The organism is Clostridium sp. (genome assembly GCF_029258205.1).
In the GTDB taxonomy this organism is placed as follows: Bacteria; Bacillota; Clostridia; order Clostridiales; family Clostridiaceae; genus Sarcina.
Window position 1 is genome coordinate 1 of sequence record NZ_JARHZJ010000044.1, and the last position, 17,633, is coordinate 17,633.

Consider the following 17,633-nt stretch of genomic DNA (forward strand, 5'->3'; position numbering starts at 1 on the left):
AAATTTTCTAATCTAACAATACTAGTTATTAAGGATGTTACTACTAAAGGAACTACTATCATCTTAATTAAAGACATATAAGCCTTTCCTACTGTATCTAAAAATAGTATGTTCTCCTTAAATATAATTCCAAGTACTACCCCTAAAGTTAATGCTGTCAGCGTAGCAAATGAAAATTTATTTGTAATTTTTCTTATTTTATATATAGCATATGTTGCTAATATTGAAAGCACAATTGCTAATATTAATTTAATATTAATCATAAAAAATTTCCTCCTATAAAATTACTTTTTATTTAATATTGCTAAGCTTTTATATTAAAAGCCAAGCTTACAAAGTATAATTTTATTGTTATATGCTGGCCAGCAAAATATAATAAAAAAAGCCCTCTACCTCTGTAAATTACAGAGGCAGAAGACTATACTTCCACGGTTCCACTCTGATTAGATATATAATATCCATCTCTATTTAGGTACATTCATACCCTAACTCTATAATGGGAGTTCCCATAAACACCTACTTAATTCGGCACTTAAGCTCCAAGGGGCACTTCAATAATACTCATTACAGGTTATCTCAGCAAACTAACCTCTCTCTGTAGTAACTTATAATATTTACTTTCCCTCTTCAACGCATTTAAATAAATATTTTTCTTGTTTTAAATAATATATTATTTATTTTTTAAAGTCAACATATTTTTTTAACTTAAATTATTTCTTGACAGTTTTATATTTAAAATGATATTATTATTAAGCAGTTGGTACGTATAGTGCTAATTCTTTTGTAGAGCTTGGTTAAGTCCTTCGCCGGATGCCAAGCTCTACTTTTTTATTCCAAATTTAATTTAAAGATTTTAATTATTCCAAATTATTATAAATATTGATTCTTAAAGAAAATTCCTATATAAACACATTAGAAATCCTATGCATATACTATAGCAACATCTACATTACTATAGGAAGGGAGGTCTAATCAATAGGTGAATATTATCTAATGATTTTATACTCTTATTGAAGATTTTATGGAAAAAGATCTATTTAATAATGAAGCCTTGGATGATATTATTTTTAGATTATCAGAGAGTAATCTTTCAGATTTTTTCTATGAAAAAATTGGTGAACTCAACATGATAATAGGAGGACTAAATTCTGATTTTTCTGGAGTAGCTTCTACAACATTAACTGGTTGCTCTTTTCAACTTCAACAATTAACTCTTTTTAAAAGGTTATTAAATGAAGGAGAATTAATTTTAGAATTTCTACTTGAAAATAAAGATGAATTTAGAAATTGGTTTAATAACAATCCTTACTCTTACTTTAAACACTGTTCTATATTTAAAAACTCAACACTAGAAAAAGATTACTATAATGATTTTAAATCTTCATACAATGAACTAACCTCCAAGTATAATTTAAACTTACTTAACCTTATATCATCTCTTATTTTTCTATCTTCTTATAATTGCTGCGTAAAGAAAAAAATAAACTACCAAGAAGCCTTTATTAAAGCAATTTTAGAAAACCATATAGATAAAGTCTATGAAAACTCTATTAATATAAAAAATTTCCTTGAAAAATTAGAATTAAAACCTCTAGAATTTAAAGATGAAATAAGAAATTTGTTAGTATTAATTTCATCTGAATCATTATATTTTGAAGATACTCCTTTAAGATTATTAGATTATGCAAATGCAACAGATATACTTACAGTTATAATCTTAATTATAAATGTAAAAGAATACATTACAGAAAGTAAAGTTATTCCTCTTAAACTATCTAAAAATTCTTTTATGAATATAGATGAATATAAAAAATTTATGAATTCTATAAGTGAATCGTATATTAGAATATATGATTATGATGAAGATATTAGAAAAAAAATAGAAGAAGAGCTTAAACTTTAAGTAAAAAGGCAACTTAAATAAAATTTTAGTTGCCTTTTTATAATAATATTTATAATTAAAATCTTATAATATCTTCGCTAATTGTAATATTATGTGATAGAATAAAAAAATATGACTTTTAAATTAATAATTATATAATTTATCTTTATAAGTTATTTTAAATAAATTAAATATATTTTTATTTAGAAAGGTGGTGGATACGTTACTATGTTAGTTAAGTTTATAACTTATAACTAAAAATTAGTAACGATTATTATGAAACAAACTCAAAAAAACACTCAAATTTTCAAATACAACAAGGCAGAAAAAAGAAATAAAAACTTTATGTATATGGATTTTAGAAGAGGAAACTGCTATAACTGTGATTTTTCTTGTTCTAATTTTAGTTATGCAAGCTTTAGAGGTGCACATTTTAAATCCTGTGATTTCTTCGAATGCAAATTTGACTCCACAGAATTTATAGGTAGTAATCTTAAGAAAAGTAAATTTAAAAAATCTAAATTTAAAAATGTAATATTCGAAGGAGTTAACTTAGATGGAGTTGATTTTTCAGGAGCTACCTTTGAAAATGTAATATTTATAAATAGCGATATAAGTAAAACATCTGGGATGAAGTTTAAAAAAGATGAAGTTAAAATTTATGAAGATATACCATCTTTTGAAATTAGTGACTCTCTTAAGGAAGCAGCTCTAAAAGCCTTAGAAAATAAATACATAAAAAAATCTAGGGTTTTAGATACAAAAGAAGGTGAATTAAATACCTTAAGTTTAATTAGACTTCTTGAGAATCATAAAGAAAATATGCTTATAGAAGGTCTTAAACTTTCTTCTGAAAAAATAGATAGAGATTTCTGTACCTTAAGCTACATAGACAAGGCTATTACTAAACTTAAAAATGAAGGTTTATTATAAGAAAAGTTATAAATATGAAAGATATTATCAGAGCTAAAAACTCTGATAATATCTAATTATACCTTATTTAAAATGCTCAAACTTAATTTTATATTCATAACGATAAAAATTTAAATATCTTCTCTAAATAATCATAAAGAATTTCATCTTTTTCAAAAAATCCATCATGTTTACTGCCCTTCAATTCAATAATTTCACAGTTCTTAGCTAATTTTTTAAACTCATAATAAAATTTTGTGTCAACATAGTCATCAAACTCACTCTTAAATAATAAAATAGGTGTATTAATTCTTTCTATATTTCTCTTTTTCATTAAATAATCAGTTGCTTTTGCTGCTTCTTTATACCAATGAATAGACCCACCACCTCTTCTCAAAATAGGATTTTCTAATAGAAATTTATGGTATACGCTATGTCTATATTTATCTGATGTACCTGACGACTCTAAATTTTCATCTTCCTCAAAAGGTTTTTGTCCAAAAATAAATTTCTCTCCTTTTCCCATAAGAATTAAAATTTTAGCTATTAATTTGCATTTTATATGAGAGTATTCTCCTGTATTTATTCTAAACATTGGAGAATTTAAAATTGCTTTCTTAAAATATCCATGGTTATTTTCTAAAAATATAGTAGCTATAGCTCCCCCCATAGAATGTGCAAATAAATATAAATTATTATTAAACTTATTATCTTTTAATACAACTTCATTTAGAAAAGTCTTTAGATCTTTAACATAATAATTAAATGATTCTACTTCCACCTGTGTATTACAAAATTTGCTTAAACACCCTGATCTCCCATGCCCTCTATGTTCCATTATATAAACTGAAAAACCTTCATTTAAAAAATAGTATATTATTTCATGATACTTCTCTATACATTCCGAAAATCCATGACATATAACTATTGCTTTATCTGACTCTTCTATTATGTATTTTTCATAATATATATAATCACCATTTTCTCCTTCAAAAGTTCCACTACTTCTCATATTATTTAGCATATTCTCAACTATTTCTATCTTCTCTTTTTCAAAGCCATATTTATAAATATATTTTCTATTTAAAGTTTTACACATAAAGTTCCCCCTTTTTATATGTTCATAGATTACACATATTACTTAAGATAATTATACTACTTATTAAAAATAAATATTTATAAAAGTTAAAATCATTTAAAGTCTTTATGCTATACTATCTATATAAAATTGAATAAAAAAATAATTTTTTTTACAATCTAAAGATAAGGAGTGAATTTAATATGTTTAGACATATCTTAGAAGATGCTATATGGATAATAAATGCAGTCTCAATAATAGTTCTTTTATGGGGAGTTCTTTTAACAGTAAAAGATTTTATTATATCTGAAATAAAATCTAAAAATAGAATTGAAGCTGTAAAAAAGATTACTATTGTCAAAAATTGCTTAGGAACTTATATATTACTTGGATTAGAAATTCTAATATGTGCTGATATAATTGAATCTATATTAAATCCTACTTTCCACGATATTATAGTTTTAGCATCCATAGTAGTAATAAGAACTGTAATTTCTTACTTTCTTAATAAAGAAATAGAATCTAATAAGGAGCATCTTGAAAATTAAATTCTAACTTACTATGAAAGAAGTGATTTCTTTGGTACATAAAACTTTAGAATGGTTGATTCTTATTTTGCAAGGAATATCTGTTGCAGTGATTATTTATGGAGTTATAATAACTATATTTAAATTCTTTAAAATTGAATTTTCAAAAGGAAATAGAATATTAAAAATTAAAAATCTAAATATGACTAAAAACTTTCTTGGTAGTTATATATTATTCGGACTAGAAATATTAGTATGTTCAGGTATTATATTATCAATTTTAAAACCTACTCTATATGATATTTTACTTTTAGGTTCAACTGTTACACTTAGAACTGTAATATCTTACTTTCTAAAAAAAGAACTTAAATCAAGTAATGCAAATTCTAATTCAAAAAAAGAAAACTCTTAAAGAGTTTTCTTTTTTTGAATTAGATACTGAAAAAGTTAATTTATATTATTTTTATCTAAAAGAATTAAATTAACTTTTCAAAAGCTATTCTCTCGCTTCCATCCTCTAAATATATTATTCCACACTTTTTAAAACCACTTTTTAACAATGCCCTCTGCATAGAAATATTATCTTTATGAGTATCTATTTTTATACTAAAAATATTACTATTTAAAGCTAACTTCTCAGCTTCCTTTATTAAATCTTTAAAAATACCTTTTCCCTTGTATTTATTGTGAACAGCAACTCTATGCATAACAATATATTCCTCATTAGTTATCCATTCTCCATTAAATATTGAATTATAAGTGCTTTCCTCATCTAAAGATATTACAGTTGTAGCAATAATTTCATCTTTATTAGTTAATACATAACTATTTTCACTTTCTATATCTTTTCTTAAATCTTTCTTTGCTGGATAGCCATCTTGCCATTGATCAACCTTAGTTTCTTTAAGATATTTTTTAGATAGTTCTATTATTTCAACAATCTGATCTAAATCAGAAATACTTGCTTGTCTAAATTCCAAATTTACTCCCCCTAATTTATAAAGTTTAAATGAAATTTTATATTAAAACTCTCAATTTGTCTATATTAAAATAAAACATTAAACCAATATACATATAATTTATTTTTATCTCTTATATTATTTTATCTTTTCTAAATAATAAAATACTCCATTTATAGCAAAAATTTAATTATTGCTATAAATGGAGTCTGTAAGAATACTAACTTTTTTATTATTTAACAGCTTTTTTATTATTACATATTCTTAAAATAAAATATCCTAAGAATATAACTGTATATACTATCACAGCACTTAAATTAAAAACTTTCTTATTAAATAATATTATTATTATGTGTACATATACTAAGAAATAAAAAGGATATGCCCATCTTTGAATTTTCTTCCACTTTCTTGGTGACATACTAACCCTTATCTTCTTAAATGATGTTATGAATAGAGGAATCATTATTATAAATGCTACTAATCCTACTATTATAAAAGCTATGTATAAAATGCTTAATGGCTTTCCACTAAATAATCTTACTAAGAACTTATAAGTATATATTATAAAATGAGGAAATATAAGTATAGATGCCAAAATTGCCATTTCAGCTCTAACTCTTAAAAGTTTTTTGGTAATTCCCCATTTCTTACTTAAAGCACCTGCAAACATTACCAAAATAAATAATGCCGTTGATACATATCCTTTCATTAAGCTTCTTTCTAAAACAAATATAATTCCTTCTAATTTAAAGCCTGTCCATATTTTAAAAATCTCATATGATGTAACTACTATTGATATTAAAGTAGCTAACATATAAAAATATTTAGATTGCTTTTTTAAAATGTTATTTAGACCTAAGACTAAAATTATTACTGCTATTAATGAATAAATTAAATAATCCATCGATTTCTCCTTTCACTTGTTACTGACAATCATTTTCATTCAGATAATACTATACAATTCATTAAAAGTCAATTAAAAATATAAAAAAGATGGATAATAATATTCATCCATCTTTTTTATACATTAATACAATTATTGTATTAAAATTTTTAAAAACTATTATTTAACCTACTTACATATGCTCTCTTCAACAAGTTCAACTTCTATTTTTTCTTTACCTAATATCTTATTTTTATAAGACTTTTCAGATATTGCTCTTAAAACAAGCCCTAACCCCATAAGTATAACTGGTCCTCCATAAGTTTTTATTATTAAAATTGCTGCTTCTTTTCCAGAACTTCCAACAATATCTTGAAGTCCAGCTCCAAAGAATCCTGCACAAGAAAGTACTAAAGCTATTCCTGCAACTGTATATGCTAAAACATCACTTTTAAAAAATTTAAAGTCTAAATCTTTATTGTGTTTTCTAAATGATATAAATGCACATATTAATACTACATATGGAACTACAACTGCTAGAGATGATAAATCTGTTAATAATTTAAAGAAGTCATTAATTGATCCTATGCCTAATAAAGGTATTGATATTAATACTACTAAAATTGCACATTGTGTCCATAAAGCATTTACTAAAGTTCCATCTTTTCTCTTCTTAGTTAAGAAACTTGGGAATGTTCCCTTTGGCACTTCTCCAAACATAGCTCTTATTGGTGATTCCATCCAAATTATATATGCTGCTATTGATGTTATTAAATTGATAGCTGCATATACTTGTACTATAACCTTACCATTTATTCCAAAATTATTAGCTAATATATAATATACAACGTAACCAGCATCTTGAATTCCTGCCTTTTGTAAAACTTCTGGTGATGCTATAAATTGTATAGCTACAGATCCTAAAATATATGAAAATGCTATTAAAACTGTTGCAATTATCATAGCCTTTGGAAATGTTTTTTTAGGATTCTCAGTTTGCATTATATAAGTACCAGCCACTTCTGATCCTGATACTGCAAATAATAACCATGAGAATGTTGAAAAATAACTTACATTAAAATCAGGAATTACATTTTGAACTGTAAATTCTGTAGCAGATGGTGTTCCCATGAAATATCCTACTATTGCCATTAATATAAAAATAATAGTTGCCGCTAAAGTAAATTGCCCTCCAAAGTCAGCGAGTTTTGAAAACTTACTTACACCTATGGTTGCTATATATGTCATTGCTATACATATTACAATTGATAAAATAGGTAATAAATATGCATTATAATCCGTAAATACATTTTTTCCAAGTATTGCCCATGATGCTGCTACTGGTATTCTTGAAAAAACCATTTGTAAATAAAATAATATTCCTATAAAATAAGTCCAAGTTCCTATAAAAGCCCATTTCTCTCCTAAAGCTTTATTTATCCATGAGTATATTCCACCTTCTTTATCTCTATTTACTGAAGCCATTTCTGCTATTATTCCACATAAAGGTAAGAAATAAAAAATAGATACTATTACCCAAGATGGAATAGCTGCTGGTCCTAAATACACAGCATTACTTGCTATATTAGAAAATCCGAATGTTGGTACGAAAATAAGCATTACCAATGCCCATAACTTTATTTTTTTGTCCTTTCCCATTTTAAACTCTCCTTAGTACATTTTTAAACTTTTTTAACATTTATTAATTTATTGTTCATATTTATGTTAAAATTATACTACTAGCATAATAAATATACAATATATCCCTTGAATAAAAATTGCATATTTTTTGTATATTTATTTATGAAATCGTTATTTTAAACTTTAAATCTTGTTTTTAGGCATTTTAAAATATAACATAATTATTTTTATGCGAATTTTATACAAGTTACTGCATAATTTTTACTTAAATATGAAAGAGAGTATGATAGTTGAAATACTTGTTATTTACCCACCGAGATTCTTAGAAATAAAAAATGTACTAAGTTAAGAATTTTAAGAAAACACTTGATAATATCATTTTAGAGTATCCTGACTCTATTTAAAGTCGTCAAGAGTTTATACATTTAGAAATAAATCGTATATTAAGTAAGAAATCTACTAAAATAAAGTTTTACTAATGATTGTCCAGCATAAAACTAGATATGATTTAATATCTAAACTTTCTTCTCATTCAGTAAAATCTGTTATAAACACTATTGATATAATTATTTTTCTTTTAAAGTTTCTGAAATTTCATCCAACTTATTTTCTATCCTCTCTAATCTATTAAATAAGTTTATCATTTTTATTGCTATTTTAACTACTATATATATAATTAAAGCTAATATACCTATGTTTAATAAAGTAGCAATTATTCTAAAAAAATCCAATTCCATTTTATACCCTCCATTCTATATTAATATTTTTTCAAATATATTGTTCAATAAAATCATAAAGAACTATATCAAAATTTAAGCTTTAAACTTATACATTATTTCAATATAGTCCCATGTATTTTATATATTTAAAATCTGTCCAGTAGAAATATATTCTATCTTATCTTGTAATTTTTTTTCTAACATTTTAAATGCTCTCATTCCTGTACAGTGACAAGTGTAAAACTTAGTATTTCTTTCACTTAAATTATCTCCTAAAGCATTTATAAATAAATCACTTTCACTTATGCCAGTACTAGGATTAAAAATATGAAAACCACTTATAACATAGTCTAAATCTTTTCCTATTATGACTTCTGCTTTGTCAATTATATTTCTTATATCATTATGAGCACACCCACCCATTAATATATTCTTATTATTTTCTGTTATTATAAGATTTTGTTCATGGACAAAGTCATCTTCTAAGTACATACCATTAACTCTTTTATAAAGTACTTTATTAAATTTAGATATTTTATACCTATTTTCTACCACTGAAAATAAATATAACTCATCATCTATTTTCATATCTCCTTCTGTCAATATTATTCTTGAATTTGACTTTAATTCTTTGTCTAATCCTATATACTTTTTGACAATTCCTGCTATGCTATAATACTCATTAAAAGCATCCTTGTGTATATATATCTTAGCTTTATCATTTATTTTTAAAAACTCTTCTAATCCACCACCATGATCATTATGTCCATGAGATATTACTACAATATCAACATCTGCTAAATTTATATTTAACTTCTTTGCATTTCCTAAAAACGTGCTTTTTGGCCCTAAGTCAAAAAGTATATTATGTTTTTCCGTTGCTATATGAAATGATAATCCATGTTTATTTTCATATTGATCTGATATTTTTGTATTTTCTACTAATGTGGTTATTTTCAATTTACTCACTCCTCTTACATCTCAAACTACTTTTATACTAAAAACAACTAAAATTTACATCTCATTTATTTATAATAAATTCAAATCAGATAACAATTTATTTATTTTATAAATTGTATTTTTTTCATCAATGTTATCTTCATAACAAGTTACATAAATACTTCTTCCTGATTCTAAATGTAAAACCCAATTATCTAACAAGTTTAAATAGATATATTTAATATACAAATCACTAAATTCTCTTCCCACAAATCCATTTCCACTATTATAAACCTCATTACTAACGGCATAATTAGAATGATATATTATTTCTTCAGGATTGCTTTGTATTAACTTTAAATTACCTTTAAAGTCTATTATTAATGAATTATTATATCTATCATCCCCTTCATTCAAAACTTTCCTTACATCTTTTTCAGTAAAAATATTAGGCTTTGTTTTTCTATGTACTACTATTTCAATATTAAAATTATCAACACCATGATAACTTAAGTTAAATTCTGAAAAATTAACCTTTTCATCATTTATAAAAAGAATATTGTTATCATCAAGCCATTTTTCAGCTTCTTCATGTGTGTTAAATATCATATCCTTTTCAAAGTTAATAGTTAAAAAGTGTTCTTGTGGCTCCCAATTATTATTTTTCTTCAGTCTATAAACTGACTCTAAAGGTATTTTATAAGCATTAATTGTAAAAACCATATCCTCACCCCTAGTCATTAAATATAAAACAAAACCAAATAATTACATTTCAATTATATCATTCTATTAACCTTTTGTACACATTTACATAATATATAAAATCATCTAAATTTTTATAAAAAAAGCAAACTAGATTTTATTTCCTAGTTTGCTTTTTCCTTATTTATATTTATTAAAATAATAGATTTAATAAATATACTTTCTTATTTTTCTTCTTGCAACTTTTTCATCATAATAACCTGATGAAATTACTAAATAATTTTTTTATTTATAAGAATATCAATAAGCTTTTTCATATCTTTTTCTTTAAATAAACTAAAACAATCTTACAAAATTATAAACTATATTTAAATTCTTTTTAACTCTAAAAATTCATCTACAATCCTAGGATCAAATTGAGTTCCAGAGTTCTTTTTAAGTTCCTTTTTAGCTTCCTCAATACTAAGTTTTTCCTTATACAGCCTTTTGTTTGTCATAGCATCATAAGAATCTACTACATTTATAATTCTAGCAAGTAGAGGTATATCATCACCTTTTAGTCCTAAAGGATAACCGTTACCATCATATCTTTCATGGTGAGCTAGTATACATCCTGCTATTTTTTTTAACTCTGAGCTAAACATAGCTATTCTATATCCTTTTTCAGCATGAGTTTTTATTATTTCATACTCTTCCTTTGTTAATTTACCTTTCTTAGATAGTATTTCATATGGAATGCCTACTTCTCCTATATCATAAATTTTGGCCAACATTTTCAAATCTTTTAGTTCATTTTCTGATAAATTCATCTTTTTCCCTAGTTCTAAGGCATACTCTTCAACCCTATTTATATGCTCTTTAATATCCTCATGTCTTAAGAAAAGTTCTTTATTCAATGTATCTACTATATTATTTTTTATGTATTTTTCATTCACCAGCTTTTCCCTATAAACCTTATCTTCCGCTTCTGCTAATACTGAGTCTATTGATTTATTTATTTCCGTTTTACTAGATACTCCAAGAGCTATACTTAAAGGTATTATAGTTTTATCAGCAAGTTTGCAATTTTTTCTTATTCTATTACATATAACTTCTGCTTCTTCCTCTGTTGTTTTAGGCAAAAGAATACAAAATTCATCTCCTCCCCATCTAAATATAAGATCATCTTTTCTACAGGATTTTTTTATTACTTTTGAAATCTCTTTTAAAATCTTATCTCCCTCTAAATGTCCAATAGCATCATTTATTACTTTAAGTCCATTTAAATCTCCCATTACAAAACTTAATGGAAAAAATTCCTCATTATTTAATTCTTTAAGCTTTTCATCAAAATAAGCTCTATTATAAAGTCCTGTAAGTTTATCTCTATAACTCATTTTTTTCAATCTATTTTCTAGCATAACATTCTCAGTTATATCTCTAATTATTCCTACAATACCTGTAGTATCTCCATTCTTATTCTTAACTGGCACCTTAATAGATTCTATATACTTTATTTTCCCATTAACTTTTAACTGTATTTTTTCCTTTATCTTGTTATTAGTACTAATAACAAGATTGTCTTGAGCTATTAAATTATCAACCATATTTTTTTCTTTAAATAAATTATTTTTATTACAAATGTCTTTATAAATTTTACTTATATCTTGTCCCAATATTTCTTCTCTATCTTTTTTATAATATTCATTAATTAATGTATCATTACATTTTAAATATTTCCCATCTTTATCTTTATGATAAACTCCATCTGGTATAGATTCCACAATAGTATTTAAAAGTTCCTTTTGATTTATAAGTTCTTCTTCATATTTCTTCCTTTCACTTTGATTCTGAAGAATTCCTATAAAATACTTTATTTCTCCATTTTCTTTTATAGGTGCTAAGTAACATTCTAAAAAAGTCCCTTTAGGATAGCCTAAATTTTCTGCATAGCCTGAAAATAGTTTTGGTTTTCCTTCTTTAATTACTAATTTATAATTTCCAATGTACTCATCTGCCATTTCTTTATTAAAAAGTTCATGTAGACTCTTACCAATTACATCTTCTTTCTTTAGATTCAATGTATCTGCGTAGTATTTATTTATAAAAATAAATCTACTATCTATTCCTATTAACCATACTGAATAAGGTATATTATCTAATAATACCTCTAATAAATTTGAATTCATAAATTTCATCCTTCTTTACTTATTATACTATTAAGATTTAATTTTATCATAAAAATCAATTATTGATAACTTTTAATTTTATCTATTATAAATATAAACATTTATAATAATCAATATCTTTTAATTTATATATAAAATAAATTATTTGAAATATAAAAATAACTATACCTAAATAAATTCTAACACTTAGATATAGTTATTATATATACTTAAACTATTTTTTTAATTTCTTTCTTAATTCCTTTAATTTCTCTACTGATGGATATGGAAATTCTTCTTCTAATGCATCATCAATTACAGCTCTAGCCTTTCTATACTCTCTTATTTTTTCGTAAGCTAAAGCTAAATAATAATAATATATACTATTGTCACCATAATCCTCTATAAGATTTTTATAATAGTCTACTACTTTTCCATAATAATCTTTATCCAATTTATTAGTTTTCTTTAATCCACTTTCTTTAATATAATAAATCTCTATTTTATAAGCTTCCTCTATTTCATTTATCCAAATAATAAGTTCAGACTCCTTATCATTATTTAAAGTTTCTATAAATATCTTACTATAATAATACTCATTTTCATTAAAAGCCTTAACTAATTTTTCATCTTTTAATTTTAAAATATGAAGTTTATTTAGTCTATTATCTATTTCAAAACCTATAAATACTAATACTTCTTTTCCTAAATTTACAATAAACAAATCCTTTATATTAAAACCTTCTCCTCTAAAATTATGTTTTAGCTTATAGGATTCATAATCTTTATTTAATAAAGCTAAATAAGGAGTTTTATCTAATAAATATGGAATTAATATACTTTCTTTTTCCTCTGATACTATTCTAAGAAGATTATTCTCTTCTAACTTCTCTAAGGTTAAAAATTCAGTTTCAACAGGGAACTTATTTACTATATCAAGTGGAATATTATTCTCTTCTTTTCTTTTTCTAAGGTTAGTATTCTTTTTTCTCATTTCAATAATATTAGGGTTTAATTTTAAATCTAATTCTTTATTTGATAAAATTTCCTCATCTAAATAATTTTTATAAAAATCTATAAATGAGGAATTCATAGTTTTTATACACCTTACTCCACTTAAATCTATAGAAAAGTGTTTTTTTAATTTATCATCTTGAAAATAGTTATCATTCCACTGAGGATAGTTTCTTTCTCCTTTATAAACCTCTACTCTTTTATCAAAAATTTCTTCTTTAAGGTTTTTATTATATTTTTCTCCAAGATTAAAAGCTCCAGCGTTAAGAATCATTACATTATCATTATCTAAACTAACAAAACTTTCAATATATCCAATTGTATCAGAATTAGAAACTCCAATAACTTTCTGCCTTATAAATAAATAATTCTCTTGACTATAGACAGTTTTTATTGGAAATACTTCATTAATAGATAAAATTACAGGTATAACGTCATTCATTACACATCCATTTTCTTTGTAAATCATGTCTAAGTAAGTTTTAGGTTTATTATTCATGTAAAAGATAAATTTTTCTTCTAATTGTGGTGAAATAACCTCTACTAAATTCCCAGGTAAATATTTAGCTTTAAAACTATATTTATTTTCAAATATTTCTGGACTAAAAATCTCCTCTAATTGACCATTTTTATACTTATAAACACTGGCTATTTCATATCCTCCTGAGCCTCCATAAGCTCCCCTTAACATGATTTCATCTAATCCATCTTTATTAAAATCACCTAAAAAAAGTTCTAAATTATATCCTGTATAGTTAACTTTAGTAACCAAACTTTTTTTATCATTATCTGAATTTATAACTATTTCAATGTTTTCACCAAAGTTACTACCACTTTGATAATAATATCCAATTAAAATAACTTTATCTCTACTATTTTTTGATATAACATTTCCTAATTTAGAATCTAAAATTATTTTATCATTTGAATTAATCATGTAAATTCTTCCTCAATATTATTAATCACAATATATTCTATTTTAAAATAGCTAAAAAGTTTATATAATATTTAAATCATATTTTTTATTTCTTTGTTCTTATTATTTTATACCAAAGTTTATTACTTTTAGGAAACTCTTTCTTTTGTAAATATTTCAAAGTTCTCTTTAATTCCTTTTCATTAAGATTTAAAAATACTTTTCTGTCAAACCCACTTTCACTTACATTAAATAATCCATTATCTATTTTTTCTATTTCAACTTGTCTATCTTTTTTAAATGTTTTAAAATTTACTTTATCATTTATTTCTATTCTTTTTAATGTGTATAAAGCAACATCTATAAAATCTTCTACATTTAACAATATATATATGTCTCCTTTTATATTTTCTTTACATACTTTAGTTTTGAAACCAATTTTGTAAATTCACTTTTTCTAATTATATTCGAAATAAAAAATATAATTATCTCTTCTTTATCAAAAATATATGCTACCCTACAATCCAATCCAGGTTCTAAGGGAATCTTATATTCATATATTGTTTTACTCTTATATTTATATCCTCTTACCGTCTTAATCTTATGAGGTTTATTATTTATTAAATCTAATGTACCTTTATATATTCTATTTTTTATATATTCTTCATGTTTTTTATTGTGTTCAAAAAACTTTTCTAAATAAATATTCTTTTCAATAATTATTTTCTTTTCAATCAAATATCTCATCTCTTTTCAAAATCTATGTATTAATGTTTAAGCATTAAATCTATGTATTATATTTTTTTCAAATTCTTCTACTTTAATTCTTTCAATAAGCTCTGCTAGTCTTTCTTTTTCATTAGCAAACTCATTATAATAATCTATAGTACATTCTAAAAGTTTAAATAGTTCTTCTTCCTTGAATCTTCTCTTCATAGGCTCTGCCTTTCTAGCTTTTCTTCCAGCTCTTCCACCTATAAAAACTAAAAATTCTACTTCCTTACTTTCTGAATTAATAGTTGGTATAATACCAAAGTCATTACTTTGGGCTTTGCCATAACTATTTATACATCCAAAAACTCCAATTTTAAATTTTGCTGGAACCTTTCTTCCTAAAAACTTATCTTCAAATAATTCAGCAATTTTTCTTGTATCAACAAGTCCATGTTTACAAACAGTCCCTTTACATGAAACAACAGCTCTAACAGTTTTTCCTGCTCCACCAATTCTAAGCCCTTTTTTTCTTGATATTTCTACTACTTTATCTATATCTTCTTCCTTTATATAAGGTATTTCTATAGTTAATCTACTAGTTAAACTTAATTCTCCATTTCCATATTCTTTAGCAATCTCAGATAAAGCAATCATCTCTTCTGCTTTAAAATATCCAACTTTACTTAAAAACCTTATAGCATAGAATTCTTCTTGCTTTTGGTTTAATATACCTTTAGCTTTTAATATTTGTTTTTCTTCTACTGTTAATTTATCCATTTATAATCTCCTATTAAATAATGTACAATTATGAACAACTATTTTATATATTTATTATAATCTTTAAACATAAATAACAAATATACTTTTTATTTAGAATTTGCATAAGTAATTACTTATTAAAATTTTCAAAAACGTTAGTATAATTAAAATATTCTCAGAACTCCCTTAACATTTTATTCAATAAGTTAACGGATAATATTTATAAATTAATACACTTATTATTAATTTAAGTCATACTTTGTGATACTTTAAACTACAGTATCTGTAAATTTTAAGTATAAAATTACTTACTAATTCTAAACTTATAAAAAAAGAGTGTATTGAGAAAACTAAAAATAGTTTATAAATATATATTATTTAAAATTAAAAGTAATTATTTAAATAAAAATAGCCAAGATTTAAAGGTTGACTGTTTTTTTACATCTTATTTATCTTAAATAAATTCTTTAATTAAATTACACTTAGCATTATGCTCTAAAAGCATATTATTATATCAAACACAAATACCGTCAGGAAGTCAATGCATTCTTACTAAATTTTACTTTTTCAAAAAATTACTAACTATTTATAAAACTAAATGATAAAATATTAAGGAAGTATAATTTTTACACGAAAGATGGTGTTGTTTTGAAAGCAAATTTTTTTATTCCAAAATATATGATGACATTTAAATGCATAGGTCCTAATTGCACTGATACCTGTTGTGCCGGTTGGGATATTAACATAGATGAAAATACATTTAAGAAGTATGAAAATGATAAAGGAAAGCTAAAAGAATTAATAAATGGAAAATACCTAAAAAACTCTGATTCAGATAATTCATTTAATTATGGATTTATGAAAATAACAAAAAATAATAAATGTCCATTTTTAAATGAAAACTTACTCTGTGAAATCCATGATAAATGTGGAGAAGAAAATTTATCTATAACCTGCAGAAGATATCCGAGAGTTTTTAACATTATAGATGATATATACGAGAAAAGTGGACTTCCTTCCTGTCAAGAAATTTGTTCTAAAGCTTTTTTAAACAAAGAAAAAATGGAATTTATAGAAATAGAAGAAGAACTTGATGAAGATTCTATAGAAATACATAGAGTAATAGATACTGAAGCTTTTATAGATTCAGATAATTTAATTCAGTACTTTTGGGATATAAGAATTATATCAATAAATATTATACAAAACAGAAATTTTTCTATTGAAGAGAGACTAAGTATATTAAAAGCCTTTCATAAAAATCTAGAATCTCTAAAAAATGAAGAAAACTTTTGTGAAATTGAAGATTTACTTGAAAAAATCAATGAAGATCCATCACATATAACTCAATTTATTGATTCTAACATAGCTTCTCCAATTAGTATTACTAATAACTTTTTTAAGATTATATTAAATAAAAATCTTTTAAGAAAAGTCATTGGTACTAGGTTAAAAATCTTGTTATCAGATTTAAATAATAATCAAAATTTATTTGATAATATACATAAATACGACTTAAAATCATTAGATAATTACTTTAATCAATACTCATATATATTTGAAAATTACTTAGTAAATCAAATTTTCAAGGATATAATCCCGTTTAATACAGATGGAAATTTAAATGAAAGTATTGATAAGCTTATAAATACTTATAAACTAATAAAAAGCTATTTAATACTTTGGAATATCTCATCCAAAAATGAAATTTCAGAAAAAAATATAATATATGTAATTCAAGCTTTAAGTAAAGACTTAGAACATAATAAAGTATTTAACGATATTTTAACTCATAATTTTTAAAATATCTTTACTTAATATAATAAAAAATAAAGGAA

Annotated in this window: 18 protein-coding genes and 1 other annotated feature; of the genes, 5 read left to right on the forward strand and 13 right to left on the reverse strand. The window is 23.8% G+C overall.

Translation table 11 applies throughout. From position 1 onward, the window contains the following. On the reverse strand, nucleotides 1–263 hold a 263-nt coding region (locus Q1J60_RS06445), incomplete at its 3' end, for a cation:dicarboxylate symporter family transporter (protein WP_300259730.1). Between the two features lie 140 nt (nucleotides 264–403). Then, nucleotides 404–640, reverse strand: a binding site (T-box leader). Nucleotides 641–1,021: 381 nt separating this feature from the next. Between Q1J60_RS06445 and Q1J60_RS06450 the strand changes: the two genes are divergently transcribed. Together Q1J60_RS06450 and Q1J60_RS06455 are read left to right on the forward strand one after the other, a co-directional pair. Continuing rightward, a complete protein-coding gene (locus tag Q1J60_RS06450) occupies nucleotides 1,022–1,903 on the forward strand; it encodes a hypothetical protein (protein WP_300259732.1) in 882 nt (293 codons plus the stop codon). 255 nt (nucleotides 1,904–2,158) lie between these two features. Further along, entirely contained in the window at nucleotides 2,159–2,815 is a 657-nt protein-coding gene (locus tag Q1J60_RS06455) for a pentapeptide repeat-containing protein (protein ID WP_300259734.1), read from the forward strand. A 94-nt stretch (nucleotides 2,816–2,909) separates the two neighbouring features. Here the strand turns inward: Q1J60_RS06455 and Q1J60_RS06460 are convergent, their stop codons facing one another. Continuing rightward, nucleotides 2,910–3,893: an alpha/beta fold hydrolase gene (locus Q1J60_RS06460; protein ID WP_300259736.1), complete on the reverse strand. Its 984-nt coding sequence runs from the start codon at nucleotides 3,891–3,893 to the stop codon at nucleotides 2,910–2,912. A 182-nt stretch (nucleotides 3,894–4,075) separates the two neighbouring features. Between Q1J60_RS06460 and Q1J60_RS06465 the strand changes: the two genes are divergently transcribed. Both Q1J60_RS06465 and Q1J60_RS06470 read left to right on the forward strand, forming a co-directional pair. After that, nucleotides 4,076–4,420: a DUF1622 domain-containing protein gene (locus Q1J60_RS06465; RefSeq protein ID WP_300259738.1), complete on the forward strand. Its 345-nt coding sequence runs from the start codon at nucleotides 4,076–4,078 to the stop codon at nucleotides 4,418–4,420. Nucleotides 4,421–4,451: 31 nt separating this feature from the next. After that, nucleotides 4,452–4,811, forward strand: coding sequence for a DUF1622 domain-containing protein (locus Q1J60_RS06470; RefSeq protein ID WP_300259740.1), 360 nt, complete (start codon nucleotides 4,452–4,454; stop codon nucleotides 4,809–4,811). Nucleotides 4,812–4,875: 64 nt separating this feature from the next. Here Q1J60_RS06470 and Q1J60_RS06475 read toward each other — a convergent pair whose 3' ends face one another. The 11 genes from Q1J60_RS06475 to Q1J60_RS06525 all read right to left on the reverse strand — a co-directional run bounded on the left by Q1J60_RS06475 (nucleotide 4,876) and on the right by Q1J60_RS06525 (nucleotide 15,813). Next, on the reverse strand, nucleotides 4,876–5,379 hold the full coding sequence (locus Q1J60_RS06475; RefSeq protein WP_300259742.1) for a GNAT family N-acetyltransferase: 504 nt from the start codon (nucleotides 5,377–5,379) through the stop codon (nucleotides 4,876–4,878). Nucleotides 5,380–5,590: 211 nt separating this feature from the next. Next, nucleotides 5,591–6,265, reverse strand: coding sequence for a ferric reductase-like transmembrane domain-containing protein (locus tag Q1J60_RS06480; protein WP_300259744.1), 675 nt, complete (start codon nucleotides 6,263–6,265; stop codon nucleotides 5,591–5,593). Between the two features lie 168 nt (nucleotides 6,266–6,433). Further along, complete coding sequence (locus Q1J60_RS06485; RefSeq protein WP_300259745.1) at nucleotides 6,434–7,903, reverse strand: amino acid permease; 1,470 nt, start codon at nucleotides 7,901–7,903, stop codon at nucleotides 6,434–6,436. Between the two features lie 548 nt (nucleotides 7,904–8,451). Further along, nucleotides 8,452–8,622: a hypothetical protein gene (locus Q1J60_RS06490; RefSeq protein WP_300259747.1), complete on the reverse strand. Its 171-nt coding sequence runs from the start codon at nucleotides 8,620–8,622 to the stop codon at nucleotides 8,452–8,454. A 120-nt stretch (nucleotides 8,623–8,742) separates the two neighbouring features. After that, nucleotides 8,743–9,564: an MBL fold metallo-hydrolase gene (locus Q1J60_RS06495; protein WP_423249117.1), complete on the reverse strand. Its 822-nt coding sequence runs from the start codon at nucleotides 9,562–9,564 to the stop codon at nucleotides 8,743–8,745. A gap of 69 nt (nucleotides 9,565–9,633) precedes the next feature. Next, nucleotides 9,634–10,266, reverse strand: coding sequence for a hypothetical protein (locus Q1J60_RS06500; RefSeq protein WP_300259759.1), 633 nt, complete (start codon nucleotides 10,264–10,266; stop codon nucleotides 9,634–9,636). 347 nt (nucleotides 10,267–10,613) lie between these two features. Continuing rightward, entirely contained in the window at nucleotides 10,614–12,413 is a 1,800-nt protein-coding gene (locus Q1J60_RS06505; RefSeq protein WP_300259761.1) for an HD domain-containing phosphohydrolase, read from the reverse strand. Between the two features lie 214 nt (nucleotides 12,414–12,627). Further along, nucleotides 12,628–14,343 carry a YybI family spore inner coat protein gene (locus tag Q1J60_RS06510; protein ID WP_300259762.1) on the reverse strand — a complete coding sequence of 572 codons (1,716 nt, stop codon included), beginning with the start codon at nucleotides 14,341–14,343 and terminating at the stop codon, nucleotides 12,628–12,630. 85 nt (nucleotides 14,344–14,428) lie between these two features. Further along, nucleotides 14,429–14,707 carry a hypothetical protein gene (locus Q1J60_RS06515; protein ID WP_300259764.1) on the reverse strand — a complete coding sequence of 93 codons (279 nt, stop codon included), beginning with the start codon at nucleotides 14,705–14,707 and terminating at the stop codon, nucleotides 14,429–14,431. A gap of 17 nt (nucleotides 14,708–14,724) precedes the next feature. Next, nucleotides 14,725–15,060, reverse strand: coding sequence for a hypothetical protein (locus Q1J60_RS06520; protein WP_423249118.1), 336 nt, complete (start codon nucleotides 15,058–15,060; stop codon nucleotides 14,725–14,727). A gap of 36 nt (nucleotides 15,061–15,096) precedes the next feature. Next, nucleotides 15,097–15,813: a ferredoxin-like domain-containing protein gene (locus Q1J60_RS06525; protein WP_300259767.1), complete on the reverse strand. Its 717-nt coding sequence runs from the start codon at nucleotides 15,811–15,813 to the stop codon at nucleotides 15,097–15,099. A 630-nt stretch (nucleotides 15,814–16,443) separates the two neighbouring features. On the opposite strand from Q1J60_RS06525, the gene fliB reads away from it, so the two are divergent. Then, nucleotides 16,444–17,598 (forward strand): flagellin lysine-N-methylase, encoded by a 1,155-nt coding sequence (fliB, locus tag Q1J60_RS06530; RefSeq protein WP_300259769.1) that lies wholly within the window; start codon nucleotides 16,444–16,446, stop codon nucleotides 17,596–17,598. Nucleotides 17,599–17,633: the final 35 nt, after the last annotated feature.

What these genes read in the sequence shown, in the direction of transcription:
- Q1J60_RS06505 (WP_300259761.1), bottom strand. Translation starts at nt 12,413, where the DNA reads ATGAATTCAAATTTATTAGAGGTATTATTAGATAATATACCTTATTCA.
- Q1J60_RS06525 (WP_300259767.1), bottom strand. Translation starts at nt 15,813, where the DNA reads ATGGATAAATTAACAGTAGAAGAAAAACAAATATTAAAAGCTAAAGGT.
- Q1J60_RS06450 (WP_300259732.1), top strand. Translation starts at nt 1,022, where the DNA reads ATGGAAAAAGATCTATTTAATAATGAAGCCTTGGATGATATTATTTTT.
- Q1J60_RS06460 (WP_300259736.1), bottom strand. Translation starts at nt 3,893, where the DNA reads ATGTGTAAAACTTTAAATAGAAAATATATTTATAAATATGGCTTTGAA.
- Q1J60_RS06465 (WP_300259738.1), top strand. Translation starts at nt 4,076, where the DNA reads ATGTTTAGACATATCTTAGAAGATGCTATATGGATAATAAATGCAGTC.
- Q1J60_RS06490 (WP_300259747.1), bottom strand. Translation starts at nt 8,622, where the DNA reads ATGGAATTGGATTTTTTTAGAATAATTGCTACTTTATTAAACATAGGT.
- Q1J60_RS06510 (WP_300259762.1), bottom strand. Translation starts at nt 14,343, where the DNA reads ATGATTAATTCAAATGATAAAATAATTTTAGATTCTAAATTAGGAAAT.
- Q1J60_RS06500 (WP_300259759.1), bottom strand. Translation starts at nt 10,266, where the DNA reads ATGGTTTTTACAATTAATGCTTATAAAATACCTTTAGAGTCAGTTTAT.
- Q1J60_RS06485 (WP_300259745.1), bottom strand. Translation starts at nt 7,903, where the DNA reads ATGGGAAAGGACAAAAAAATAAAGTTATGGGCATTGGTAATGCTTATT.
- Q1J60_RS06455 (WP_300259734.1), top strand. Translation starts at nt 2,159, where the DNA reads ATGAAACAAACTCAAAAAAACACTCAAATTTTCAAATACAACAAGGCA.
- Q1J60_RS06480 (WP_300259744.1), bottom strand. Translation starts at nt 6,265, where the DNA reads ATGGATTATTTAATTTATTCATTAATAGCAGTAATAATTTTAGTCTTA.